This is a genomic window from Klebsiella grimontii, from assembly GCF_900200035.1.
GTDB classification, from domain to species: domain Bacteria; phylum Pseudomonadota; class Gammaproteobacteria; order Enterobacterales; family Enterobacteriaceae; genus Klebsiella; species Klebsiella grimontii.
The window spans coordinates 35,570-57,338 of the sequence record NZ_FZTC01000021.1 but is presented as its reverse complement, the minus strand read 5'-3'; the positions used below and the strand labels follow the sequence as shown (position 1 = coordinate 57,338).

The following is a 21,769-nucleotide window of genomic DNA, read 5'->3' as shown; positions in this document are numbered from 1 at the left end:
CCCGTGACCGACCCGCCGGATTACTCCATCATCTTCTCAATCGGCAGGACCAGAATGGAGCTGGCGCCCAGCGCTTTCAGTTTTTCCATGGTTTCCCAGAACAGGGTTTCGCTGCTCACCATGTGCATCGCCACGCGCTGCTTGTCGCCGGCCAGCGGCAGAATAGTCGGGCGCTCGGCGCCGGGCAGCAGGGCGATGACTTCTTCCAGGCGTTCGGTCGGCGCGTGCATCATGATGTATTTTGATTCGCGGGCCTGAATCACGCCCTGAATACGGGTCAGCAGGCGGTCAATCAGCTGCTGTTTGCTATCGGCCATCTCGCCGTCGCGCTGGATCAGGCAGGCTTTGGAGCGGAACATCACTTCCACTTCGCGCAGGCCGTTCGCTTCGAGTGTCGCGCCGGTTGAGACCAGGTCGCAGATCGCGTCAGCCAGACCGGCGCGCGGGGCCACTTCAACCGAGCCGTTCAGCAGGCAGGATTTGAACGAGATGCCTTTCTGGTCAAGGTAGCGCTTCAGCAGGTGCGGGTAGGAGGTGGCGATGCGTTTGCCGTTAAGCATCGCCGGGCCGTCCCAGGGTTCATCCGCCGGGGTCGCCAGCGACAGGCGGCAGCCGCCGAAGTCGAGACGGCGCAGGGTGAAGTAGCGCGGATCTTCGCCCTGAGCGCGGCGGCTCAGCAGCTCTTCTTCCAGCACGTTTTCGCCGATAATCCCCAAATCGACCACGCCGTCCATGATAAGGCCCGGAATATCGTCATCTCGCACGCGCAGAATATCGATGGGCATATTTTCCGCCAGCGCGATCAGGCGCTGGGTGTGCAGATTCACTTTGATGCCGCAGCGGCTGAGTAATTCGCGTGAATCTTCGCTTAAACGCCCTGATTTCTGAATAGCTATGCGTAAACGGCTGTTGTCTAACATTCTTATTTTCCTCTGTAACCCTGTCTGAATCTGTCCGAATTCGGTCCAAAAAAAAGCCCCCGGAAGCGAATCTTCCGGGGGCTCTCTTTGCGTTCATGCACCACTGGAAGATCCAAACGTCTTCCAGCACACATCGCCTGAAAGACTAGTCAGGATGATGGTGATGATGGTGGTTTTTAAATTGAACGCTGTTCATAAAATTCTCTGTGAATGACTATGCATTTGATGCCTTTTAACCTAAACCACTTTACTCGCATAAAGCAAGGGCTTTTTTCTATCATTAATTCATTTCATATTGACCGAAGAAATTGTCAGTTGCCGCCGGCTGGCGTAGCCTTAAGTCAGCACAGCGAAAAGTCAGGAGCAAGGGGATGAAGAAGGTCGCGATTGTAGGTTTAGGATGGCTGGGTATGCCGCTTGCGCTGTCGTTGATGTCGCGGGGATGGCAGGTGACCGGCAGTAAGACCACGCAGGATGGCGTGGAGGCGGCGCGGATGTGCGGCATCGACAGCTATCCGCTGCGTCTGGAGCCGCAGCTGGTCTGCGACACCGAGGATCTGGATACCTTAATGAACGTCGACGCGCTGGTGATTACTTTACCGGCGCGGCGGACCGGTCCCGGAGAGGACTTTTACCTTCAGGCGGTACAGGAAATCGTTGATACCGCGCTGGCGCATCACGTGCCGCGCATCATATTCACCAGCTCAACGTCGGTTTACGGCAACGCCAGCGGCACGCTAAAGGAGAACTCCCCCCGTAACCCGCAAACCGCCAGCGGACGGGTGCTGAAAGAGCTGGAGGACTGGCTGCATAACCTTCCCGGCACCTCGGTGGACATTCTGCGCCTCGCCGGGCTGGTGGGGCCGTCCCGTCATCCGGGGCGCTTCTTTGCCGGGAAATCCGCGCCGGACGGCCAGCACGGCGTCAATCTGGTGCATCTCCAGGATGTGATCGCCGCGATCGAACTGTTATTGCAGGCTCCGAAAGGCGGGCGCATCTATAATATATGTGCGCCTAAGCATCCCGCGCGCGGCGTCTTTTATCCGCAGATGGCCCGCGAGCTTGGGCTTCCCGTCCCCGTATTCTCTGATAACCCGGAGAACGGTTGCGGCAAGATTGTGGATGGCAGCCGTATTTGCAACGAACTGGGGTTTGAGTACCAGTACCCCGATCCGCTGGTGATGCCGATGGAGTAATGCGCCAGCGGTGAATCGCGTACCGAAAGGGGGTAGCGATGAAACCACTGCTGGATGTGCTCGTCATTCTTGATGCCCTCGACAAAGAGGGCAGCTTTGCCGCCGCCTCGGCGAAGCTCTATAAAACGCCGTCGGCGCTGAGCTATACCATTCATAAGCTGGAAAGCGATCTCAATATTCAACTTCTCGACCGCAGCGGCCACCGGGCGCGCTTCACCCGTACCGGGCAGATGCTGCTGGAAAAGGGGCGCGACGTGCTGCACACCGCCCGCGAACTGGAAAAGCAGGCCGTCAGGCTGCATCAGGGCTGGGAAAATGCGCTGATACTCAACGTCGACGCTACCTTTCCGTTCTCGCTGCTGGCCCCGTCGATCGCGGCGTTTTATCGCCAGCATCACGCCACCCGTCTTGAATTCCGCCGCGATACCCTCGGCGCAAACTGGCAGACGCTGGTGGAAGGGCGGGCGGATCTTCTGCTCGGCGCGCTGGGCGACCCTCCGGCGCTCAGCGGCTACGGCTCTGTTCTACTGGGGGAGGTGGCGCAGGCGTTTGTCGTTGCGCCCCAGCATCCGCTTGCGCAGATTGCCGGTCCTGTGGGCTGGCGGACGCTGCGCCGCCATCGCGCGATTACCACCGACGGCGCGTGGCCGCAGGCCGACGGCGAGGAGAGCCTGACGGTATTCGATCTTCCCGCCCAGCTGATGCTGCTGTGCGCCGGACTGGGCTGGGGTTATTTACCGCTATTCCAGGTGCAGCCTTTAATCGCCCGCGGCGAGCTACTGATAATAAAAACGACGGTCCCCGAACCGGTCAATCGCGCATGGATAGGCTGGAATGAAGACGTTTGCGGGCAGGCGGGCGAGTGGTGGCGAAAGGAGATATTAGCAAATAGTGCTATCCATCAGGTCTATAATACTAAAATCGTATGAATATTAATCTGTTAGAGAATTACCAAGATTATTAAGCCTTGTAACATCTTGTCATCGGGCCAGCAGTTGTTGCAAAATACGCGTCCTGAAAATCAGAAACTGGCCGACGCTTTTTTAAAGTGTCGGTTATTTTTTTGGTTGAAAGACACATCATTCAATACCAAGAGGCCGGGCTTCGTACCGGATAGATATTTACTAAAAACCGACAGTGGTTGTCGCTGAGGAATACAAAGAAATGGGGCAATTTTTTGCTTACGCGCTGGCGTTCACCGTAAAAGGGGATAACTATGTCGCATAACGCTACTCCAAAAACCTCTCGCGTGGAATTACGTAAAACGCTTACGTTGATTCCGGTTGTCATGATGGGCCTGGCCTATATGCAGCCGATGACGCTGTTCGATACGTTTGGTATCGTCTCTGGATTGACTGATGGTCACGTAGCGACGGCTTACGCCTTCGCGCTGATCGCCATTCTCTTCACGGCGCTGAGCTACGGTAAACTGGTTCGCCGTTTCCCGTCGGCGGGTTCCGCCTATACCTACGCGCAGAAATCCATTAGCCCGGCCGTCGGCTTTATGGTGGGCTGGTCATCGCTGCTGGACTACCTGTTCATGCCGATGATCAACATTCTGCTGGCCAAAATTTATTTTGAAGCGCTGGTGCCTTCTATTCCTTCGTGGATCTTCGTTGTCGCGCTGGTGGCCTTTATGACCATCTCCAACCTGCGCAGCATCAAGACCGTGGCGAACTTCAATACCCTGATCGTTATCCTGCAGATGGGTATCGTGGCGGTGATTGTTGGCCTGATTATCTACGGCGTTATGCACGGCGAAGGCGCGGGCACGCTGACCAGCACCCGTCCATTCTGGTCTGAAGGCGCGCACGTGGTGCCGATGATTACCGGCGCGACCATCCTGTGCTTCTCGTTCCTCGGCTTCGACGGCATCTCTTCGCTGTCTGAAGAGACCAAAGACGCGGAGCGCGTGATCCCGAAGGCTATCTTCCTGACCGCGTTGATTGGCGGCCTGATCTTTATCGGCGCTTCCTACTTCCTGCAGCTGTACTTCCCGGACATCTCGCGCTTTAAAGATCCGGACGCCTCGCAGCCTGAAATCATGCTGTACGTGGCGGGCAAAACCTTCCAGTGGGGCGTGCTGATTTTCTCCAGCGTTACCGTACTGGCATCCGGCATGGCCGCGCATGCGGGCGTTTCCCGTCTGATGTACGTGATGGGCCGCGACGGCGTGTTCCCGACGCGTTTCTTCGGCTACGTGCATCCGAAATGGCGTACTCCGGCATGGAACGTGCTGCTGGTTGGCGCGATCGCGCTGCTGGCGATTAAATTCGACCTCGTCACGGCGACGGCGCTGATTAACTTCGGCGCGCTGGTGGCGTTCACCTTCGTTAACCTGTCGGTGATCTCCCAGTTCTGGATCCGTGAAAAGCGCAACAAAACGCTGAAAGACCACTTCAACTATCTGATTCTGCCGGTCTGCGGCGCGCTGACCGTCGGCGCACTGTGGATTAACCTCGAAGAGAGCTCCATGGTTCTCGGCCTGATCTGGGGCGGTATTGGTCTGGTCTACCTGGCCTGCGTGACCAAAAGCTTCCGCAACCCGGTGCCGCAGTACGAAGACGTCGCATAATCACATTTGATGATGTGAAAAGCCGGAGGGAAACCTCCGGCTTTTTTGTTTGCAGCGCCCCCTTCGGGAAACGGCTACTCAAAACAGGCGCTGCGTTCCCAGCACTCGTCGCAGCTTGGCGAACGGCAGATAACTTCCCCCTGCTGCAGCAAACAGCGCTGACGATAAAAGAACTTTTTCCAGCGCATATTGTGTTCGTTCATCACCACCAGCTGTGGAAAGCAGTCGCTCATCAGCAGGCGCAATTCGGCGCGCGATGCCAGACCAAGATCCTGCCAGAGATGGTTAAACGCCAGCGAAACCTCGGCGATAATCTGCGCCATCGGCCCGGCATCTTGCTGCATCCAGCCCGCCAGCCAAGCGCCCAGCTGCTGGCGCTCCTCTTCGCGGGTGGCGTTGAGCTCCGCCATCAGGCGGCGACGGGTGAGCGTCTCGCCGTCGAGCGGCGTTTCCACCTCGCCCAGGCGCCGGCGCAGCGCCTGCCAATCGCGCGGGCTAAGCCCCATGCGCAGCGGAAAGCTGCCTTTCCCCGCGTGGTACAGCAGCCATAAGCGCCGCAACCAGTCGAGCGGCGGCATCAGGCGACCCCCTTATGCGGCAACGCGGCAGGCCAGCTCCCCCGACGCTGTTGCCACCACGCGGGCAGCACTTCGGAGACCGGCCGCCACGCGCCGTCAACGCAGGGTTCAATGCCTTCCTGTTCCAGCTGTTGCCACGGCGTATGGCCGATACGCACGCAGAATACGGCTTTAACGTCCGCCAGCAGTTCGAGGATCGCCGCAAACCGGGCTGCGTTATCCTGCGGCTCGCAGTCATCGCGCCCCTGACAATATTTGGGCGTAAAGCGCTCGTTGACCAGCACCATACCGGCGGCCGAGAGGCTGTAAATGTAGAACCGGTCGGCGTGACCAAAGTGACAATCAATGACGTCCCCGCGGCTTGACGCCACGGCGACCAGGCAGGCGTCATCGGCTTCAGATTCGCCGCGGGTCGCAATGCTGGCGTGCAGCTGCGCGCGCTGGTGGAGGATCGGCAGCCAGGCCGGGAGACTCTCTGGCGCCGGAAGCTGGGTAAACTGCTGGCTGCGGTCTTCGCCGAGCATCCCAATGGCGTCGGCGCGACACTGGTGGCAGTGGGTCATCTGCGGCATCACTTCGCCGCACCGGCCGCGGGTGGCGGCGAGCGTCTCGGCGTCCGGCTCCGGCTGGCCGTTGAGGCCAAACACCGTGCCGTGCTCCGGCCTGGCGATCAGCGGCATAATATTATGGATAAACGCGCCGCTGGCCCGCAGCGCGCGGCTCACGTCGGCCATGCCGCTATCGTTGATACCGGGGATCAGCACCGAATTTATTTTCACCAGCACACCTTTGGCGGTCAGCCTGCGCACGCCCTCAAGCTGACGGGCAATCAGGATCTCTCCCGCTTCGCGCCCGCTGTAGCGTTCGCCGTCCAGCCATAGCCAGGCGTAGATTTGCGCGGCAATCTCCGCGTCGAGGGTATTAATGGTGACCGTGACGTGGTCAACGCCGACATCCAGCAGGCGGTCCACCGCGTCAGGCAGCATCAGTCCGTTGGTCGACAGGCATAATTTCAGGTCCGGCAGCTGTTCGCGGATCAGCTCCAGGGTGCGAAAGGTGCGGGCGATATTGGCGAGCGGATCGCCGGGCCCGGCGATGCCCACCACCGAAAGCTGCGGGATCGCCTGCGCGACCTGACGCACTTTCACGACCGCCTGTTCAGGCGTCAGCAGCGTTGACGATACCCCGGGGCGGGACTCGTTGCTGCAATCGAATTTGCGATTACAGTAGTTGCACTGCAAATTGCAGGCGGGCGCGACGGGCAGATGCATCCGCGCGAAACGGTGATGCCCATGGCGAGAGTAGCAGGGGTGCGCGGCAGCTTTATCGGCCACAAGCGGCGTCAATGCGCTGTCATCCGCCGGGCGGCAGGCTTTGCCGCCAGAAAAAGAGGAGCAGGAAGTCATGGTCGTACCTTCGTGATTGGGCGATACCTTCCTGCTGCAAATGCTGTACCAGAGGTTAATTTCGCAACCGCATGAAAAGTAGACTTTTTAACCGGCAACCCGCGTCCCTGAATTGTCGCAATTCCGCCGCGCTGGCGACAATGTCCTGAATCTCACATAAGGCTTCACAGTCGCGGCATGGTGATATCCATAATCTGAATGCGATACGCCACCTGGCGCGGGGTCATGCCGAGCAGCCGCGCCGCTTTGGCCTGCACCCAGCCCGCTTTTTCCAGGGCGGCGATCAGCCGCTGGCGCTCGTCGAGGCTGTTATCGAGCCAGCCGTCCTCCGCCGGGCCGCTGCTGGCGAGCGCTTTCGGCGGGTTATCGCGATGGTTGAACAGAATCACGTCCCGGTCTATCAGGCCGCTTTCCGACAGCACCGCCGAACGTTCGAGACAGTTTTCCAGTTCGCGCACGTTTCCCGGCCAGCTGTACTCCATCAGCAGGCGAATCGCCCCATCGCTGATGCGCAGCGTTCGCCCCTGGCTGTGGGCGATTTTTCGCACCAGAAAGTGCGCCAGCTCGGCGATATCCTCCTGGCGCTCGCGCAGCGGCGGCAGCGCGATAGGCATTACGTTCAGGCGGTAGTATAGATCCTCGCGGAAATGACCCAGCCGCACCTCCTCTTCCAGATGGCGGTTGGTCGCCGCGATAATGCGCACGTTGACCCGCAGGGTTTCGTCGCCGCCGACGCGCTCCATCTCCCCCTCTTGCAGAATACGCAGTAGCTTAGCCTGAAACGAGGCGCTGCTTTCGCCGATCTCATCGAGGAATAAGGTGCCGCCGTCCGCCAGCTCAAAGCGGCCTTTCCGCTGGCGCACCGCGCCGGTAAACGCGCCTTTCTCATGACCAAACAGCTCGCTCTCCAGCAGGTTGTCCGGCAGCGCCGCGCAGTTAAATTTGACGAACGCCGCGGCGGCGCGCGGAGAATTATGGTGGATGGCGTTGGCGATGAGCTCTTTCCCGGTGCCGCTCTCGCCGCGTACCAGCACCGTGGTATCCCAGCGGGAAACCTGACGAATAATATCCATAATCTGCCGCATCGCCGGGCTTTTACCGACCATATTTTCCAGGCCGAAACCGCGCGAAGGGGTACAGGCGCGCGGGCGCTCTATTCTGGGGCTCTGCTGCGGCGCCTGCGCGGCGGAGGTTGGCAGGATCATCAGGCGAATCGTCTGGGCGATCAGATTGGCGACGGTTTCGAGAAAGCGCGTGCAGGCGGGCAGCCGCTCTTCCTGACGCGCCATCGGCTGCGCCGCCAGTACGCCGATGGGCCGGGAGTGGGGGCCCATCAGCGGAACGGCGATAAACGGCAGGTCATAGTCGTACAGGCTCAGACGATCGAGAAAACGCTGGTCGTCGGCGACGCGCGGCAGCACCAGCGACTGGCCCTGCGCCAGCACGGTACCGACTAATCCTTCCCCCGGCCGGTAGCGAATTTGCGTACTGCCGGGCAGCGTCTGGTCTTCCGTTTGCTGCAGCGCTTCGATGCTCAGGATCTCCTGCTGGCTGTCGTACAGGCAAATCATCCCGTGCTGCATAAACGCATCGTTATGTAGCACGCTCAGGACCTCCTGCAGGGTTTTGCTCGCTTCGGTGGCGCGACTCAGGACCACGCTTATCCGCTGCATGGCGGTAAACTGCTGGGAGAGATCGAAACGTCTGACGGTGGTGTCCGAATCGGATTTATGGATCATTGCTCACCTCCGGTCAGGGTATTAAAGAGCGGGAAACGCAGAACCAGGCTGGTGCCTCCCTGCGGTCGCGAAGCCAGTTCAATCGCGCCGCGGTGGTAGGCGACCAGCGTTTGGATCAGCCGCAGCTCCATCCCTTTGCCGGGAGAGTTTAGGGCATCGGGGGAGTGGGCGTAGCGCACCTGCAGCAGCGGGACATTGTCGTTGAGATACAAAGAGAGCCAGCCCTCGTCCTCTTCGGCGTAAAGCTCGATCTCCAGCGGTACGGAGGGCAGCTCGGCGGCGAGGGCCAGCGTCCGGTCGAGCCATAAACTCAAGCAGGCCAGCAGCTGGGTACGCTGGCCGAAGCCGACCAGATGCGGCGATGCCATGTCCACCTGCAGCCGCGCGCGATCGTCAAAGCGGGTGCGGTAGAGGGCGTACAGGTCGTCAAAAAAGGGCTGAAGCGGCCAGACGGCATTGCTTTCCAGCTCAAGAGAAGGGCGGCAGCGCTGCAGGCGCGCCATGGCCTCTTCACCTTCGCGCCACGCCGCGTCCAGCGCCACGTTGCCGCTGCCTTCGCCGTTCAGCCGGCGGGCCGCCGCCAGCATATTGATTGGGCAATTAAGCTGAATCAGCGCCGCGTCCAGCGACTCGCGAATCGCGGCCAGCAGCTTACCGGCGGTCATTTGCTGTTTCAGACGGTCGAGCCGGCCCTGCTCCTGCTGCTGGCGCTGCTGGGTACAGTCGGCGATCACCACCAGCGTGCGCGCCGGGGCGCTGTCGACGAAGTAGCGGCTGGCTTCTTCACTCACGCCGGGCAGCGCCCAGCAGGTCACCGACAGCCAGCGGACCGCGCCGCGAACCACCACCGGCAGGATTTGCTCCGCGCCGGGCCCCATTTTGCGCGGGGAAACCTGGAGCTCGACCAGCAGCTCTTTCCCGCCGCAGTCCGCGCAGAACGTTTTGTAGGCGAGATTATCCATCACCACCCGATCCTGCTCATCGACCACGACCACGGCGGCGGGGATGTTATTGAGCACCGCTTCCATTAGCGTCATATGATTGCGCAGCCGCTGTTCCAGGGTATAGCTGACGCTGATATCCCGCTGCATCGCCAGATAATGCTCCAGCTCACCCTGCGGATTCAGCACCGGCGTGATATCGATATCCACCAGATACAGGCCGCCGTCGCGGCGCTGATTAATTAGCTGACCGCGCCACGGCTGGCGCTGGAGCAGGGTTTGCCACATCTCCTGGTAGATCTCGCGCGGCGTCTGGCTGCTGGCCAGCAGGCGCGGGTTTTGATTGAGCAATTGCGCCAGCGAGTATCCAGTCTGGCGGCAAAACGCCGGGTTGGCGTAGATAATATTCGCCCGGGCATCGGTGAGGGAAATCGCTACCGATGCCTGTTCGACCATTGTAAAAAACAGCCCCGGATGTTGTTGAGTCAGCGCACCGGCAATCGCCTCGGGTACGGCGTTATCGAGCATCATATTCAGGGTCATCGCAAACTCCTGTGTCGCAGTTATGACAATTTGTCCGACACCGTGACAGGGACGCCGCGGTGTTTTCCGAACGGTGATAACCATGCAAACCGTGCGCCCTTATCGGCGTGATGTGCAGAAACATTGATCCGGTAGGGGAAAAGCAGACGCTTTTTGCATTTTAAGCGCCCCGCCAGCCCCGCCGCGCGCGGCGGGAGGGGGCTGAAGCGATCGTTTTGGGGCAGGGATGGGCCGCGGTAGTGCAAAGCAACCTGGCACAGCCTTCGCAATACCCCTGCGAGAACGCGTATTTTCAACCCCCTTTTCCGACAGGAGCGCAACATGGCGAACATTGGTATTTTCTTTGGCACCGATACCGGTAAAACCCGCAAAATCGCGAAAATGATCCACAAGCAGCTGGGCGAGCTGGCGGATGCCCCGGTCAACATTAACCGCACGACGCTGGACGACTTTATGGCCTATCCGGTGCTGCTGCTGGGCACGCCGACGCTCGGCGACGGCCAGCTGCCGGGGCTGGAGGCCGGATGCGAAAGCGAGTCATGGAGCGAATTTATCAGCGGCCTCGACGACGCCAGCCTGAAAGGGAAAACCGTGGCGCTGTTCGGCCTCGGCGATCAGAGAGGCTATCCGGACAACTTCGTCAGCGGGATGCGCCCGCTGTTCGACGCCCTGAGCGCGCGCGGCGCGCAGATGATTGGCAGCTGGCCAAATGAGGGTTATGAATTCAGCGCGTCCTCGGCGCTGGAAGGCGACCGCTTTGTTGGGCTGGTGCTGGATCAGGATAACCAGTTCGACCAGACCGAAGCGCGTCTGGCGAGCTGGCTTGAGGAGATTAAACGCACCGTGCTGTAGGCGTTAACGGGTAGCCGCCGAGGCTACCCGCACAGTCCCGGCTGACGGGAAATCATCTGTTCCAGCCACTGGCGCTGATGGCGCTGCTGGCTCTGCTGCCAAAGATAATCGCGCGCGCTCTCCAGCGCCTGCTGCGGCTCCATGGGCGCGGCGGGGCGAATCGCTTCGCACCATAAAAGATGCCAGCCCAATTCGCTGGCGATGGGAAGGCTTAGCGCGTTTTCCGCCAGTGAAAACAGCGCGGTCTCGAGCTGCGGATAGAGCAGGCCGCGGCTAATCCAGCCTAAACGACCCTCTTCCAGCGCGCTCGGGCAGTGGGAATAGCGCTGGGCCAGCGGCGCGAAAGCGTCCCGCGAGGCGTTGATTTGCCGATACAGGCCGAGGATCCGCTGGTGCACGGCTTCGCGGTCGTTATCGACCGTCAGCAGTAAATGGCGGGTCAGACGCTGTTCCGGGCGCATAAACTGCGTCTGGTGGCGCAGATACCATGCCTGTACCGTAGAGAGATCCGGCTGCGGCGCCTGGCGGGCGATATCGGCAAAGGCGAGTTCCAGCCGGGCGTGATGGCGCACGATGGCAGCGCGCTCGGGCGGCGTAAAATCCCCCTCGTCGAGCCAGATGGCAAGGGAGGCGGCGATATTCTCCAGCAACGCCGCCGGAATATCGCCTTCAGGGACCCGCGCGACGATCGTCTGCTCCATATGGCACTGGCGTTGCCAGGCCTGTTCAAAAACCGGCGTATCGGCCGGATCCAGGGCCGCCGGATCGCGATTCCAGCGGCTGCGCGCTAGCCGCTGCCGGGCAAAACGTTGCCATGCGTTCATTCTTCTCTTTCCTCTATAAGGGCGATGGCCTGCGCAGGGACCCTGAACCAGCGGCCGCTAAAGTCGACGGTGTAGCTGTCGCCGAGCTCTCCCCGATCGGTAGCCTCAACGCGTCCCCGCTGGCCGGCGCTCACGACCACATCGCCGTTGACCGCGAGCGCCATCTGGCAGGTCACGCTATCCCCGTATTGCAAATTTCCGGCCAGCCACGGCTGGGTGATGGGGATCAGCTCCTGCTCGCGGCAGCCGATGATCCGATCGGTTTCCGGAAAGTGGATCTGGTAGATAATCTGATCTTGCAAAAAAACGCCCCAGTCGCGCACAAAGCCGGTGCTGCCGCGCCTGACCAGCAGCGCGCCGGGCGCGAAGCCCGCCACGGTGCCGTCGTTACGAATCGCGCGTACGACGCGGACCTCTTCGCTAAAGGTGAATTTCGGTCTCATGTTCCGCTCTCCTGAAACTGTTGCTGATAGCTCTCCGCGAGCAGTCTTCGCGCCAGCAGCCAGGGCGCGCGGTCGTTATCCTCGAGCCGGTTTTGCAGCGGCACCTCCGCGCGGAGTTTGCGATGAAACGTTGCCAGCACCGGCAGGCTGCAGCGGCCAAGCAGCTCGGGCTGATAGGGGACGGCGAAAAACTGAAAAAAAGATTCGGCGGAGCGAAGTTCGTCCACGCCGGGAATTTGATAAAACCACTCCATCATTACCCCCTCGCCCGCAGGGCGGATTCACCGCACAGCTCGTCGTAGATAGCCACCAGCTCGTAATCTTTCGGGCTGCGCTTCCAGTTCTCGGCGAAGCGGCGGATGGCGGGCAGCAGCTGGTTAATCTGCGCGGCGTTGAGGTGATAGCCCATCTGGTCAAAAATGCCGTTGACCGCCTGACGCCCGGAGTGTTTGCCCAGCACCAGCCGGTAGCTGCGGCCCATCAGGGAAGGGGCGATGGACTGGTAGCTCTCGCTGTCGCGCAGCAGCGCCGCCACGTGGACACCTGACTCATGGGTAAACACCAGCTCGCCGACCAGCGGCTGCTGCGGGTCGATGGCGCGCTGCGCGGCTTCCGCGACCCTCTGACAGAGCGCGGGCAGCGCCGAAAAATGCACGCCGGTCTCCACGCCCAGGCAGCGTTCAAGGCCCAGCGCGACGGTTTCCAGCGCCGCATTGCCCGCCCGCTCGCCGAGACCGAGGACCGTCGTATTCACGCTGGTGGCCCCGGCGCTTACCGCCGCCAGCGTATTGGCGGTCGCCATACCCAGATCGTTATGGGCATGCATTTCGATTTCGCCGGACCAGACGTCGCGCAGGGCCGAGATTTGCGCCGCGGTGGTAAAAGGGTCGAGCAGGCCGACCGTATCGGCATAGCGCAGGCGGGCGGCGGCGCATTGCTGCGCGACCTCGGCGATAGCGCGCAGGGTCTGGCCGCTGGCCCGCGAGGCGTCCTCGCAGCCGATGCATACCTTCAGGCCGAGGGTATGCGCAAGATGGATAAACATCGCCAGCCGCTCCAGCAGCACCGCCAGCGGCTCGCGCAGTTTGTACTGCCGCAGCTTATCCGAAGCCGGAATCGAGATATCCACCCAGTCGATGCCCAGATCGGCGCTCTGGCGGATCTCCAGTGCGTTCATCCGACACCAGGTCATCAGGGTCGCGTCGGGCAGCTGGCGACGCACCAGCTGGATCCGCGCGATCTCCTCGTCGCCCATCGCCGGGGTGCCGACCTCCATCGTCGTTATTCCTGCGGCGTAAAGCGCCTCGGCAATGGCGACCTTTTCGCTGGTGCGAAAGGCGACGCCGGGGCTCTGCTCGCCGTCGCGCAGGGTGGTATCGTTAATCAGCACGCGTTCCATCAGCCACCTCCGCCTTAGCCGTAAACCGGCGTGAATACGGCGTCCGCCGGGCGCGGCTTGCCGTTCTGCCAGTAGGGCGACAGCGCGCGCAGCCGGTCGATAATCGGCGGCAGCGTGGCGACGACGTAATCGATCTCTTTCTCCCGGGTGTAGCGCGAGAGAGAAAAGCGGATGGTGCCGTGGGCGGCGGTGTAGGGGATATTCATCGCCCGCATCACGTGGGAGGGTTCCAGCGAGCCTGAGGTGCAGGCGCTGCCGCTGGAGGCGGCGATCCCGGCCTGGTTTAACAGCAGCAGAATGGCTTCACCTTCAATAAACTCAAAGGCCAGATTCACCGTGCCGGGCACCCGCGGCTGGCCGCCGCCCATTACCATGACCGACGGCACGCTGGCCAGCAGGCGATGCTCCAGCCTGTCGCGCAATTGGCCGATATGCGTCATTCCCGGCAGATGAATATTCGCCAGCTCGCAGGCCGCGCCCATGCCGACGATTCCGCAGATATTTTCCGTCCCGGCTCGCCGACCGTACTCCTGGTGACCGCCGCGCAGCAGCGGGCGAAAGCGCGTTCCCCGCCGCAGATAAAGACAGCCTACGCCTTTTGGCCCGTGGAACTTATGCGCCGAGCAGGAGAGCATATCGATGCGGGTCTGGCCCACGGCGATCGGTATTTTCCCGACCACCTGCACCGCATCGCAATGAAACAGCGCCCCTTGTTCATGGGCCAGCTCCGCCATTTCGCCGATCGGGAAAAGCACTCCGGTTTCGTTATTCGCCCACATCACGCTGACCAACGCGACGCGCGGGCTGAGCGCCGCGCGGAACTGCGCCATGTCCAGCGCCCCCTCGCTATCCACCGCGATGCGATGAATCCGGTAGCCCTGGCGCTCCAGGTGCTCGCAGGCCGCCAGCGTCGCCGGATGTTCGACCGCGCTGGTGATGATTTCGCGACGCTCCGGCAGCAGGGCGATCGCCGAGGCGATGGCGGTGGCGGTGGCTTCGGTGGCGCAGGAGGTAAAGATAATCTCGCTGGGATACTCCGCGCCCAGCAGCGCCGCAGCCTGCTGATGCGCGCGTTCCAGAGCCGCCTGGGCCGGAATGCCAAAATCGTGTATCGACGAGGGGTTGCCGTAAAAATCGGTCAAAAAGGGCATCATCGCTTCCAGGACCATCGGGTCCAGACGGGTGGTGGCGTTGTTATCGAGATAAACCTGTTTCATCTTGTCCCCCTTGGGTCAGTTAACCGCGGCTCAGGCCGCCACCACTTCCATATAACAGCCGGTACGTTCCATCAGTTTTTGCTGCAGCCAGGCCAGGGTCATATCGGTCATCATGCAGCCGCTACAGCTGCCGGAGAGGCTGACGGTCACCTGGTGGTTGGTGACGCTGAGTAGCGCCATATCGCCGCCGTCGGCCTGAATATGCGGCCGCAGTTCTGCGATGGTATCGACGACGCTCTGCCAGTGCGGATCTTTGCCGCTGGCCACGGCTGGCGTCGTCTGCGGCTGCTGGGCGAGGATCTCCGCCAGGGCCAGCTCGATTTTTTCGTGGCAAGAGGTGCAGCCGCCGCCCGCTTTGGTGTAGTTGATCACCTCGGCAAGGGTGGTCAGCCCGTTGTTCTGTACCGCGCGGCGAATATGCCCTTCATCGACGCCGAAGCATTTGCAGATCAGCTTGCCCTCGTCATGCTCCTCTTCAAGGCTTTCGCCGCGAAAGTTGGCGATGGCCGCGCGCAGGGCCTCCTGGCCCATCACCGAGCAGTGCATTTTCTCCGGCGGCAGTCCGTCGAGATAATCGGCAATCTGCTGATTGGTTATCTGCCCGGCTTCGGCGAGGGTATGGCCGATAATCAGCTCCGTCAGCGCGGAGGAGGAGGCGATGGCGCTGCCGCAGCCGAAGGTCTGGAAGCCCGCCTCCTCAATGATTTCGCTTTGCGGGTCGACGCGCAGCATCAGGCGCAGGGCGTCGCCGCAGCTTAACGAACCGACGTCGCCTACCGCGTTGGCGTTGTCCACCACGCGCGCGTTGCGGGGGTTAAAAAAATGGTCTTTCACTTTCTCGGAGTAATTCCACATGCTGTCAGCTCCAGGGATGATGACGGAAAACGCCGGGGCGCGGTTCACCGCGGAAGCGCGGTGGCGATAACGAACTAGCAATTGCGATACCAGAGAATAAAATTAATATTTTTCAAATGGTTGTGTATTTTTCCTGACAAGGTTCGTCCTACAGTGTCGCGATGTTTTGTGGGCTTTGTCACAGAAACGACACGGCTAGCGACGCGGGTCCGGATCCCCATGCCACTCCTGCTCCTGCAGCAGACGGGTAAAGCGCTCCGGGTCGCGCTGGCGCGTATTTTTGCGTTGCCCTTTGTCGTACCAGTAGAGCTGGATTTCCTGCAGTAAGCCGACGATGGTGGTGTCGGCGGGAACGCGTTCGGCGCGCACGCCCACCTGCAACAGCTGGCGAAAAACCGCGTCGCCAATCGCCACGCAGAACAGCGTGACGCAATCCTCCAGGGCGTGGATCCGCCTGGCGATCTTCTCCGTCTGGTGGCCGTTCTCGACCGAGAAATCAACCACCCGGATGAGAGTGACCCGATCCGCCTTGACGCCGTACACCACCAGCCGCGGGGTAGCGCCGAAGTGCTGATCGACGTGACGATAGTCGGAGCTGGCGAAGGCGACCTTCATAGACCACTCATCGGAGTGGACCATATCAAACTGACGGTTAATCGGCGGCATAAGCGCCTCCTGTGGAGAGTGACGATTCGGGGTTCTGGCGCAGCGGCGATCGGTAGTGGGCGAGGTGGTGGTGACGCTCGCGCATCAGGTTTGCCAGCTCAAACAGCGTATCGCGCATCCCGCTATACCCCTGTCGCACCCGGCGGAATTCGCCGAGCTTATCAAAGAGCGGAAAACCCGCGCGCACCAGCGGCAGCGCAAACTGCTCCGCCAGGTCGCGGGCGTGCGAGTTCGCCACCAGCAGGTCGGCGGGATGCGCGCACAGCAGGGTTTGCAGATCCTCCAGATCCCCTGGCACCACCCGTTCCACCGGCAGCTGGCGCAGGCTGGGATGACCGGTAGGGGCCACCAGCGGGCCGGGCTGCATCCCCTGGCTGTTGGCGAAATCACACCACGCCGCCAGCAAATCGCCTTCCGCCGCTATCGCCATGCGCTGGCCCTGGAGCCACATATGGCAGTCGATCATCGCATCCTGTAGCTGGCCGCGCTGGCGTTCCAGCCACTCGGGAACGGCGCGTCCGGAAATTTTCGCCAGTTGATGAATAAAGGCGTCGCAGCGTTCGAGGGTCATCAGGTGCGGCAGGGCGATAACCTCGCCCCGGCAGCGCGGGGCCAGCAGCGATGAGGCGCGATGAAGGGAGACGCCAATGGCGAAGCTGCATAGGCTTTGCCCCATTTGCTCTATCTGGCGCAGCGGCGTCCCGCCCTGGGTCAGCGGCGAGAAATCGCCCTGCGCCAGGTGGCCGTCCATCGATTGCGCCAGGTCCGGCAGGATTACCGGCTGCAGGCCAAAGGCTTCGACGCATCGGCGCAGCCACTCGATATCACCCGGCGAACAGAGGTGGCTGATCAGCAGATTGACCCGGCGATTGCGCTGAGCCGGGCGCGGCGCCGGCGGCACCCACTGCTCAATGACGCTCTCTAGCACCGCGCTGAAGCCGTTCTCCATGGAGCCATAAAAATCCGGCGTGTTAACCGTCAATATCGCCACCCCCTTGTGACGGGGATACTCTTCGCGAAACTGGCGAACCACGCGGGAAATATCGCTGCCCTGGGCCTCCGACAGCCCGGTGCTGAGCAGTACGATAGCCTGCGGATTGTTGCGCTGGCAGAGGGTATCCAGGGCGGTAAAAATATTGCCGTCCGCGCCCATAATCGTCGACGTGGGGTCCATCGCCGTCGACTGCAGGGGAACCGGGTCGTGGAAATGTTGAATAAAAAAGACTTTGGCGAAGGCGCTGCACCCCTGCGCGCCGTGGACCAGAGGGATGCTGTGTTCGATCCCGAGGCTGGCGAGGATTGCGCCGAGCGGCTGGCCGGTTTTGATGGGGCTGACCGCCAGCGGCTTATCGGTGCGGAAAATGTCTGCCATGGTGAGCTCCTTAGCGCCACGGGGCGCGAGAATGGGTTTGCGGCCAGATGGGGCTGTTGATGGTCTGACACAGCTGGCGGGCGAGGGTGACGATCCCCTGATAGCCAGCGAAGGCGTGTTCGCGCTCCTGATTGATATCGAGAAACGACAGCCTGGCTTTATAGGCGGTGTACATATTGCGTCCGCCGGCAATCATCAGGTCGGCCTGATAGCGATAGACCACATCCAGCAGCGTGCGGGCGTTGCCCTCTTCCAGCATTACCGCCTCTTCGCCCATCAGCTCGCGGATCCGCTGTTTATCCTCTTCGGTGGATTTACGCGTGCCGGTTGCCACCACGGTCATGCCCAAATCCTGCAGCGCCGATACCACCGACCAGGATTTCACCCCGCCGGTATAGAGCAGCGCTTTGCGGCCGCGCAGCTGTTCGCGCCACGGCTGTAGCGCCAGTTCCGCCGCCTGTTCCTCCCGCGCAATCAGCGCTTCGGTACGCTGGCGAAGGTCGTCGTCGCCCAGCAGCGCCGCCAGCTGGCGCAGGGCGTCAGAGGTGGCGCGGATCCCGTAAAAGCTGCCTTCGAACCACGGCGTGCCGTAGCGCTGCTCCAGGGCTCTGGCGACGTTAATTAACGCCCGCGAGCAGACCAGCATATTGGCCTGCGCCCGGTGCATGGTCTGGATCTCGGCGAAGCGGCCATCGCCGGAGAGGCTGCCGAGCACGCGGATCCCCAGTTCGTCGAGCAGCGGCTGAATATGCCAGAACTCGCCGGCAATATTGAATTCGCCAATCAGGCCAATATCGTGACGCTGCTCCGGGGCAAAGAGCGTGCTCTCCGGCCAGGGGGCGGGCTCGCGCTGGCCGATGACCCGTTTGACCATGACGTCGCCCGCCAGCCGGTTACCGAGATTTTTACTGCCGTAGAAACCGGCGGCGTCAATAGCGATAACCGGTACGCCGGTGGCGGTCTGCGCGGCCTGGCATACCGCTTCCAGGTCATCGCCCTCCATGGCCGGTACGCAGGTGTTGTAGATAAAGACCGCCGCCGGATGATAGCGGGTGACGATATGGCGCACGGCGTGAAACAGGCGGCGTTCGCCGCGGCCCATAATCACGTCCTGTTCGTTGAGATCGGTGGTGAACCCGAGCCGATTAAGGGTGGGGCCGGAGCTGGCGCTGCCGCGGTTATCCCATGAGCTTCCGGCGCAGCCGATGGGGCCGTGGACCAGATGCGCCACGTCGGCGATGGGCAGCAGGGTTATCTGCGCGCCGTCGAACGCGCAGCCGCCGGCGGTGGCGCCGGGTTTGGGCGCGCTGCAGCCGGATTTTTGTTTATGGTTGTGTTCACAGGCCGGTTCATCCAGCAGCGCCAGAATTTCATTTCCCTTCATAGTGACCTCGTTGACGGTGGGGGATGAGGGGGAAGATGCAATTCGCGCTCCAGAAGCGGAGCCTTGATTTTTAAAGAAAAGAGGTTGTTGGCTTTGCGACAAAGCCAACAATCGGACAAGGGATGGCGGCATGTGATGCTTTATGACCTATCGCGCTGGCATGGCTATTTGTTGATGAAAGGCTGGCAGCGAGGGGGTTAGGCGCATCAAGAAGCCCGGAACAACCGTGAACGGAATATTCCCCTGACCGTAACGTGGGGAAGAGCGTCCATACGCGAAAAAAAGCCCGCGGGGTCAGCGGGCAACAAGCACAAAACAGGGATTAAAAAACGCGTTCTTCCAGAGGGTTATCCCTGTTAAGCCGCTTCGCCAGCCACGGCGGCAAACGGCCGGCCAGCAGCGTATTGATCGCCTCGCACTGTGCCTGAATCGTCGTCCCGGGCTGCGCTTTCATCGGGTGGATGCGATGGCGGATCAGTCGCGCGGCGGCGGGCCCGCCTATCTCCTGGCAAAACAGCAGCTGACAGTCCTCAATAAGCCGGGCGCGCACTTCGTTGGCCTCCTGCTGGTGGGGGGCGGAGGGATAGCGGCGCAGATCGTACAGCCAGCCGCCTTGTTCATCGAACGCGTAGATAAAAAACAGTCGTCCCTGGCCGAAATGGCCGTTAATCACCAGCCCATCCTGGGAGCAAAATGCCGCCAGCAGCTGCGGCGTGCGCTGGGCAGGGCGAACGATGCGTAAATGGGCGGGCAGCGCGCCCTGCAGGCTCGCCATCACCCGCGACCAGCGAGCGGGGGACATCACCGCCGTCGCGGAGGGAAAGCTGGCGGCCAGCTGCGGCTGGGTCAGGGTCGCCAGACGCTCTGGCGTCAGCGTCTCGCCGCTCTCCTGCGCCAGCCAGTCGACGATTTGCGCCGGCTGTAGGTCCGGCAGAGACTGAAACAGCGCCAGCATACGCCAGAATAGGGTATCGTTGTCGGACATCTCCAGCTCCTTATATCAAGGTATTGCGCGTCGCGCGCAGGCTTATCGGAAAGACGGGACGCCCCGGCTGCGGATGCACGTAGTAGCGGCGTCCCCCCTCCAGCGAAATCGCGCCGCCCCGGCGTTCAGCGTCGTTATGCTCAATCTGGATCACTCGCGCTTCCAGATCCTGTTTCGCGATATAGGCGTACAGGTCCGCGCCGCGCTCACGGAAAATCACGATGGGCATACTCCCTCCTGGCCCCGCATGACGCGGGGCACCTGATGGTTAACGGACGAGATCGAAGCTGTAATCGGTTTTGCCCAGCTGGCTGGTATCGCTATCCAGTTTCTCCAGCACGGCGTTCACCAGCGTCGTCACAATGTTCATCGCCCCTTCATAACCCCAGGTTGTCTGGCGGTGCAGATGGTGGCGGTCGAACAGCGGAAAGCCGAGGCGGATAAGCGGCACTTCAAAGGCTTTACCCTTCGCCAGGGTATCGCGCTGGATAAACTTGCCGTAGGAGTTGCCGATCATAAAGTCCGGCTGACGGGTGAACATCAGCGAACGGAAGTGCCACAAATCGCAGTTGATAAACACTTCGCTATCGCGCCCGTACGGCGAGGCATCGAGCATTTTGTTCATCGCTTTTTGCCAGCGTTTGTTGGCGTTATGGCTCAGGATCACCGTTGGCTCGCAGCCCAGCTCCAGCAGGAAGCGGGTGAGGCCCATCACGAAGTCCGGATCGCCGTACAGGCCAAACTTCTTGCCGTGCAGCCAGGTGTGGGAGTCGAGCATCATGTCAACCAGCCGGCCGCGCTCAAGGGTGAGGGCGTCGGCAATCGGCTTGCCGCTAAGCTGGCTGACGGTCATCAGCAGTTCATCGGTGGCGGCCAGCCCCAGCGGAATGGCGACCTCGGTGGCGGGCTGGTTCCACATCTCCTGCACCACTTTTTTGCTCTTCAGCAGCTGCCACGGCTGCAGGAGCAGCGTATCGATGGCGTCAGGGGCCTCTTTCATCTCCTGCTGCGTGGTGCCGCCGGAATACATCCGATAGTGGCCGTCGGCGGGCGTGTCGAGAACTTCCGACGGATCGGAGAGCAGGCTGCACGGCACCGCCATCTGTTCCATCATCCGCTTTAATACGCGGAAGTTGCCGAGATAGGTTTCAAAGCCGGTCACCAGATTGAGCTTCGGCAGTTTGCCCGGCTGCCCCTGGTAGTCCGCAGTGAAGGTTTTGGCGAAGCCTTCAAACATGTTATCCCAGCCGGTGACGTGGCTGCCGATAAAGCTTGGCGTATGGGCGTGGGGCACGGCGATGCTGCTGTCGACGAAGCCATCTTTTTTGGCGTTGGCGATAAACGCCTGCAGGTCATCGCCGATAACTTCCGCCATGCAGGTGGTGGACACCGCAATGATCTCCGGTTTGTACAGCGCGCTGGCGTTCTGCAGGCCCAGGTTCATATTGTTGTTGCCGCCGAAGACCGCCGCGTCTTCGGTCATCGAGTCGGAGACGCAGGCGATCGGCTCTTTGAAATGGCGGTTAAAATAGGTGCGAAAGTAGGCCACGCACCCCTGAGAGCCGTGCACATACGGCAGGGTGTTGGCAAATCCCAGCGAGCAAAGCACCGCGCCAAGCGGCTGGCAGGCTTTCGCCGGGTCAACGGTCAGCGCCTCGCGCTGGAAATTCAGCGCTTCATACTCGGCGGTGGTGGTCCAGGCAAAGACCTCCTGCACGCGCTGCGCATCGTGCGCCTCTTCCAGCTGCCGCTTATTGCGGAACAGCTCCTGGTATTCATCCTGTTCGAATAGCGGATAACAGCTATTAATTTTATCAATCGTTTGGCTCATGGTGTTCTCCTCCCGCGCCACAAATCGGTGAACAGACGGGACA

23 protein-coding genes and 1 other annotated feature are annotated in these 21,769 nt (G+C 61.3%); of the genes, 5 read left to right on the top strand and 18 right to left on the bottom strand.

The window, feature by feature from the left end; translation table 11 throughout:
• Positions 1 to 20: 20 nt before the first annotated feature.
• Positions 21 to 920 (bottom strand): ATP phosphoribosyltransferase, encoded by a 900-nt coding sequence (gene hisG, locus KOSB73_RS20600; protein ID WP_004138766.1) that lies wholly within the window; start codon positions 918 to 920, stop codon positions 21 to 23.
• A 47-nt stretch (positions 921 to 967) separates the two neighbouring features.
• Positions 968 to 1,090 (bottom strand) — a sequence feature (His leader region).
• Positions 1,066 to 1,116 carry a his operon leader peptide gene (gene hisL / locus KOSB73_RS30485; RefSeq protein WP_009654477.1) on the bottom strand — a complete coding sequence of 17 codons (51 nt, stop codon included), beginning with the start codon at positions 1,114 to 1,116 and terminating at the stop codon, positions 1,066 to 1,068. It overlaps the preceding feature by 25 nt.
• 175 nt (positions 1,117 to 1,291) lie before the next feature.
• Between hisL and KOSB73_RS20595 the strand changes: the two genes are divergently transcribed.
• The 4 genes from KOSB73_RS20595 (at position 1,292) to KOSB73_RS20580 (ending at position 4,691) form a co-directional block, all read left to right on the top strand.
• A complete protein-coding gene (locus tag KOSB73_RS20595; RefSeq protein ID WP_049131089.1) occupies positions 1,292 to 2,116 on the top strand; it encodes an SDR family oxidoreductase in 825 nt (274 codons plus the stop codon).
• Positions 2,117 to 2,154: 38 nt separating this feature from the next.
• Complete coding sequence (locus tag KOSB73_RS20590) at positions 2,155 to 3,045, top strand: LysR family transcriptional regulator (RefSeq protein WP_049085770.1); 891 nt, start codon at positions 2,155 to 2,157, stop codon at positions 3,043 to 3,045.
• Between the two features lie 235 nt (positions 3,046 to 3,280).
• Positions 3,281 to 3,343, top strand: a complete 63-nt coding sequence (yoeI, locus tag KOSB73_RS31515) for a membrane protein YoeI (protein ID WP_096335043.1) — start codon at positions 3,281 to 3,283, stop codon at positions 3,341 to 3,343.
• A complete protein-coding gene (locus KOSB73_RS20580) occupies positions 3,333 to 4,691 on the top strand; it encodes an APC family permease (protein ID WP_004122426.1) in 1,359 nt (452 codons plus the stop codon). The genes yoeI and KOSB73_RS20580 overlap by 11 nt, the downstream gene beginning before the upstream one ends.
• Positions 4,692 to 4,765: 74 nt before the next feature.
• On the opposite strand, the gene KOSB73_RS20575 is transcribed toward KOSB73_RS20580, so the two are convergent.
• The 4 genes from KOSB73_RS20575 to nifL all read right to left on the bottom strand — a co-directional run bounded on the left by KOSB73_RS20575 (position 4,766) and on the right by nifL (position 9,898).
• Positions 4,766 to 5,269, bottom strand: a complete 504-nt coding sequence (locus KOSB73_RS20575) for a nitrogen fixation protein NifQ (RefSeq protein WP_004138772.1) — start codon at positions 5,267 to 5,269, stop codon at positions 4,766 to 4,768.
• Positions 5,269 to 6,675: a nitrogenase cofactor biosynthesis protein NifB gene (gene nifB / locus KOSB73_RS20570; RefSeq protein ID WP_024360016.1), complete on the bottom strand. Its 1,407-nt coding sequence runs from the start codon at positions 6,673 to 6,675 to the stop codon at positions 5,269 to 5,271. The genes KOSB73_RS20575 and nifB overlap by 1 nt, the downstream gene beginning before the upstream one ends.
• A gap of 164 nt (positions 6,676 to 6,839) precedes the next feature.
• Positions 6,840 to 8,414, bottom strand: a complete 1,575-nt coding sequence (gene nifA, locus KOSB73_RS20565) for a nif-specific transcriptional activator NifA (RefSeq protein WP_004138773.1) — start codon at positions 8,412 to 8,414, stop codon at positions 6,840 to 6,842.
• Positions 8,411 to 9,898, bottom strand: a complete 1,488-nt coding sequence (nifL, locus tag KOSB73_RS20560) for a nitrogen fixation negative regulator NifL (protein ID WP_049085768.1) — start codon at positions 9,896 to 9,898, stop codon at positions 8,411 to 8,413. Before nifL ends, nifA begins: the two co-directional genes overlap by 4 nt.
• 321 nt (positions 9,899 to 10,219) lie before the next feature.
• Between nifL and KOSB73_RS20555 the strand changes: the two genes are divergently transcribed.
• Positions 10,220 to 10,750, top strand: a complete 531-nt coding sequence (locus KOSB73_RS20555; protein WP_004138775.1) for a flavodoxin — start codon at positions 10,220 to 10,222, stop codon at positions 10,748 to 10,750.
• Positions 10,751 to 10,773: 23 nt separating this feature from the next.
• Here KOSB73_RS20555 and nifM read toward each other — a convergent pair whose 3' ends face one another.
• The 12 genes from nifM to nifK all read right to left on the bottom strand — a co-directional run bounded on the left by nifM (position 10,774) and on the right by nifK (position 21,726).
• The gene (gene nifM, locus KOSB73_RS20550) at positions 10,774 to 11,574 is read right to left on the bottom strand and encodes a nitrogen fixation protein NifM (RefSeq protein WP_098140906.1); all 801 of its coding nucleotides are present in this window, start codon (positions 11,572 to 11,574) and stop codon (positions 10,774 to 10,776) included.
• On the bottom strand, positions 11,571 to 12,017 hold the full coding sequence (locus KOSB73_RS20545) for a nitrogen fixation protein NifZ (RefSeq protein WP_024360013.1): 447 nt from the start codon (positions 12,015 to 12,017) through the stop codon (positions 11,571 to 11,573). Before KOSB73_RS20545 ends, nifM begins: the two co-directional genes overlap by 4 nt.
• The gene (locus KOSB73_RS20540; protein ID WP_004122407.1) at positions 12,014 to 12,274 is read right to left on the bottom strand and encodes a nitrogenase-stabilizing/protective protein NifW; all 261 of its coding nucleotides are present in this window, start codon (positions 12,272 to 12,274) and stop codon (positions 12,014 to 12,016) included. The genes KOSB73_RS20545 and KOSB73_RS20540 overlap by 4 nt, the downstream gene beginning before the upstream one ends.
• Positions 12,274 to 13,416, bottom strand: a complete 1,143-nt coding sequence (nifV, locus tag KOSB73_RS20535; protein WP_049085767.1) for a homocitrate synthase — start codon at positions 13,414 to 13,416, stop codon at positions 12,274 to 12,276. The genes KOSB73_RS20540 and nifV overlap by 1 nt, the downstream gene beginning before the upstream one ends.
• Positions 13,417 to 13,430: 14 nt before the next feature.
• On the bottom strand, positions 13,431 to 14,633 hold the full coding sequence (gene nifS, locus KOSB73_RS20530; protein ID WP_024360010.1) for a cysteine desulfurase NifS: 1,203 nt from the start codon (positions 14,631 to 14,633) through the stop codon (positions 13,431 to 13,433).
• Between the two features lie 30 nt (positions 14,634 to 14,663).
• Positions 14,664 to 15,488 carry a Fe-S cluster assembly protein NifU gene (gene nifU / locus KOSB73_RS20525; protein ID WP_004138782.1) on the bottom strand — a complete coding sequence of 275 codons (825 nt, stop codon included), beginning with the start codon at positions 15,486 to 15,488 and terminating at the stop codon, positions 14,664 to 14,666.
• A 195-nt stretch (positions 15,489 to 15,683) separates the two neighbouring features.
• The gene (locus KOSB73_RS20520) at positions 15,684 to 16,154 is read right to left on the bottom strand and encodes a NifB/NifX family molybdenum-iron cluster-binding protein (protein WP_004122400.1); all 471 of its coding nucleotides are present in this window, start codon (positions 16,152 to 16,154) and stop codon (positions 15,684 to 15,686) included.
• Entirely contained in the window at positions 16,141 to 17,526 is a 1,386-nt protein-coding gene (gene nifN, locus KOSB73_RS20515; protein ID WP_024360009.1) for a nitrogenase iron-molybdenum cofactor biosynthesis protein NifN, read from the bottom strand. Before nifN ends, KOSB73_RS20520 begins: the two co-directional genes overlap by 14 nt.
• 10 nt (positions 17,527 to 17,536) lie before the next feature.
• Positions 17,537 to 18,910, bottom strand: a complete 1,374-nt coding sequence (gene nifE / locus KOSB73_RS20510; RefSeq protein WP_098140905.1) for a nitrogenase iron-molybdenum cofactor biosynthesis protein NifE — start codon at positions 18,908 to 18,910, stop codon at positions 17,537 to 17,539.
• Positions 18,911 to 19,232: 322 nt separating this feature from the next.
• Positions 19,233 to 19,895 (bottom strand): NifB/NifX family molybdenum-iron cluster-binding protein, encoded by a 663-nt coding sequence (locus tag KOSB73_RS20505; protein ID WP_024360007.1) that lies wholly within the window; start codon positions 19,893 to 19,895, stop codon positions 19,233 to 19,235.
• Positions 19,896 to 19,905: 10 nt separating this feature from the next.
• Positions 19,906 to 20,124 carry a putative nitrogen fixation protein NifT gene (nifT, locus tag KOSB73_RS20500; RefSeq protein WP_098140903.1) on the bottom strand — a complete coding sequence of 73 codons (219 nt, stop codon included), beginning with the start codon at positions 20,122 to 20,124 and terminating at the stop codon, positions 19,906 to 19,908.
• A gap of 39 nt (positions 20,125 to 20,163) precedes the next feature.
• Positions 20,164 to 21,726: a nitrogenase molybdenum-iron protein subunit beta gene (gene nifK / locus KOSB73_RS20495; RefSeq protein ID WP_004138787.1), complete on the bottom strand. Its 1,563-nt coding sequence runs from the start codon at positions 21,724 to 21,726 to the stop codon at positions 20,164 to 20,166.
• Positions 21,727 to 21,769 lie beyond the last annotated feature (43 nt).

Bases quoted from the DNA above. Each gene is read 5' to 3' on its own strand.
- KOSB73_RS20540 (WP_004122407.1), bottom strand. From the start codon at position 12,274: ATGATGGAGTGGTTTTATCAAATTCCCGGCGTGGACGAACTTCGCTCC.
- KOSB73_RS20575 (WP_004138772.1), bottom strand. From the start codon at position 5,269: ATGCCGCCGCTCGACTGGTTGCGGCGCTTATGGCTGCTGTACCACGCG.
- nifV (WP_049085767.1), bottom strand. From the start codon at position 13,416: ATGGAACGCGTGCTGATTAACGATACCACCCTGCGCGACGGCGAGCAG.
- KOSB73_RS20520 (WP_004122400.1), bottom strand. From the start codon at position 16,154: ATGCCGCCGATTAACCGTCAGTTTGATATGGTCCACTCCGATGAGTGG.
- KOSB73_RS20505 (WP_024360007.1), bottom strand. From the start codon at position 19,895: ATGTCCGACAACGATACCCTATTCTGGCGTATGCTGGCGCTGTTTCAG.
- nifM (WP_098140906.1), bottom strand. From the start codon at position 11,574: ATGAACGCATGGCAACGTTTTGCCCGGCAGCGGCTAGCGCGCAGCCGC.
- nifB (WP_024360016.1), bottom strand. From the start codon at position 6,675: ATGACTTCCTGCTCCTCTTTTTCTGGCGGCAAAGCCTGCCGCCCGGCG.
- nifE (WP_098140905.1), bottom strand. From the start codon at position 18,910: ATGAAGGGAAATGAAATTCTGGCGCTGCTGGATGAACCGGCCTGTGAA.
- nifN (WP_024360009.1), bottom strand. From the start codon at position 17,526: ATGGCAGACATTTTCCGCACCGATAAGCCGCTGGCGGTCAGCCCCATC.
- nifS (WP_024360010.1), bottom strand. From the start codon at position 14,633: ATGAAACAGGTTTATCTCGATAACAACGCCACCACCCGTCTGGACCCG.
- KOSB73_RS20555 (WP_004138775.1), top strand. From the start codon at position 10,220: ATGGCGAACATTGGTATTTTCTTTGGCACCGATACCGGTAAAACCCGC.
- nifT (WP_098140903.1), bottom strand. From the start codon at position 20,124: ATGCCCATCGTGATTTTCCGTGAGCGCGGCGCGGACCTGTACGCCTAT.
- nifU (WP_004138782.1), bottom strand. From the start codon at position 15,488: ATGTGGAATTACTCCGAGAAAGTGAAAGACCATTTTTTTAACCCCCGC.
- nifA (WP_004138773.1), bottom strand. From the start codon at position 8,414: ATGATCCATAAATCCGATTCGGACACCACCGTCAGACGTTTCGATCTC.
- KOSB73_RS20580 (WP_004122426.1), top strand. From the start codon at position 3,333: ATGTCGCATAACGCTACTCCAAAAACCTCTCGCGTGGAATTACGTAAA.
- hisG (WP_004138766.1), bottom strand. From the start codon at position 920: ATGTTAGACAACAGCCGTTTACGCATAGCTATTCAGAAATCAGGGCGT.
- KOSB73_RS20590 (WP_049085770.1), top strand. From the start codon at position 2,155: ATGAAACCACTGCTGGATGTGCTCGTCATTCTTGATGCCCTCGACAAA.
- KOSB73_RS20595 (WP_049131089.1), top strand. From the start codon at position 1,292: ATGAAGAAGGTCGCGATTGTAGGTTTAGGATGGCTGGGTATGCCGCTT.
- nifL (WP_049085768.1), bottom strand. From the start codon at position 9,898: ATGACCCTGAATATGATGCTCGATAACGCCGTACCCGAGGCGATTGCC.
- nifK (WP_004138787.1), bottom strand. From the start codon at position 21,726: ATGAGCCAAACGATTGATAAAATTAATAGCTGTTATCCGCTATTCGAA.
- KOSB73_RS20545 (WP_024360013.1), bottom strand. From the start codon at position 12,017: ATGAGACCGAAATTCACCTTTAGCGAAGAGGTCCGCGTCGTACGCGCG.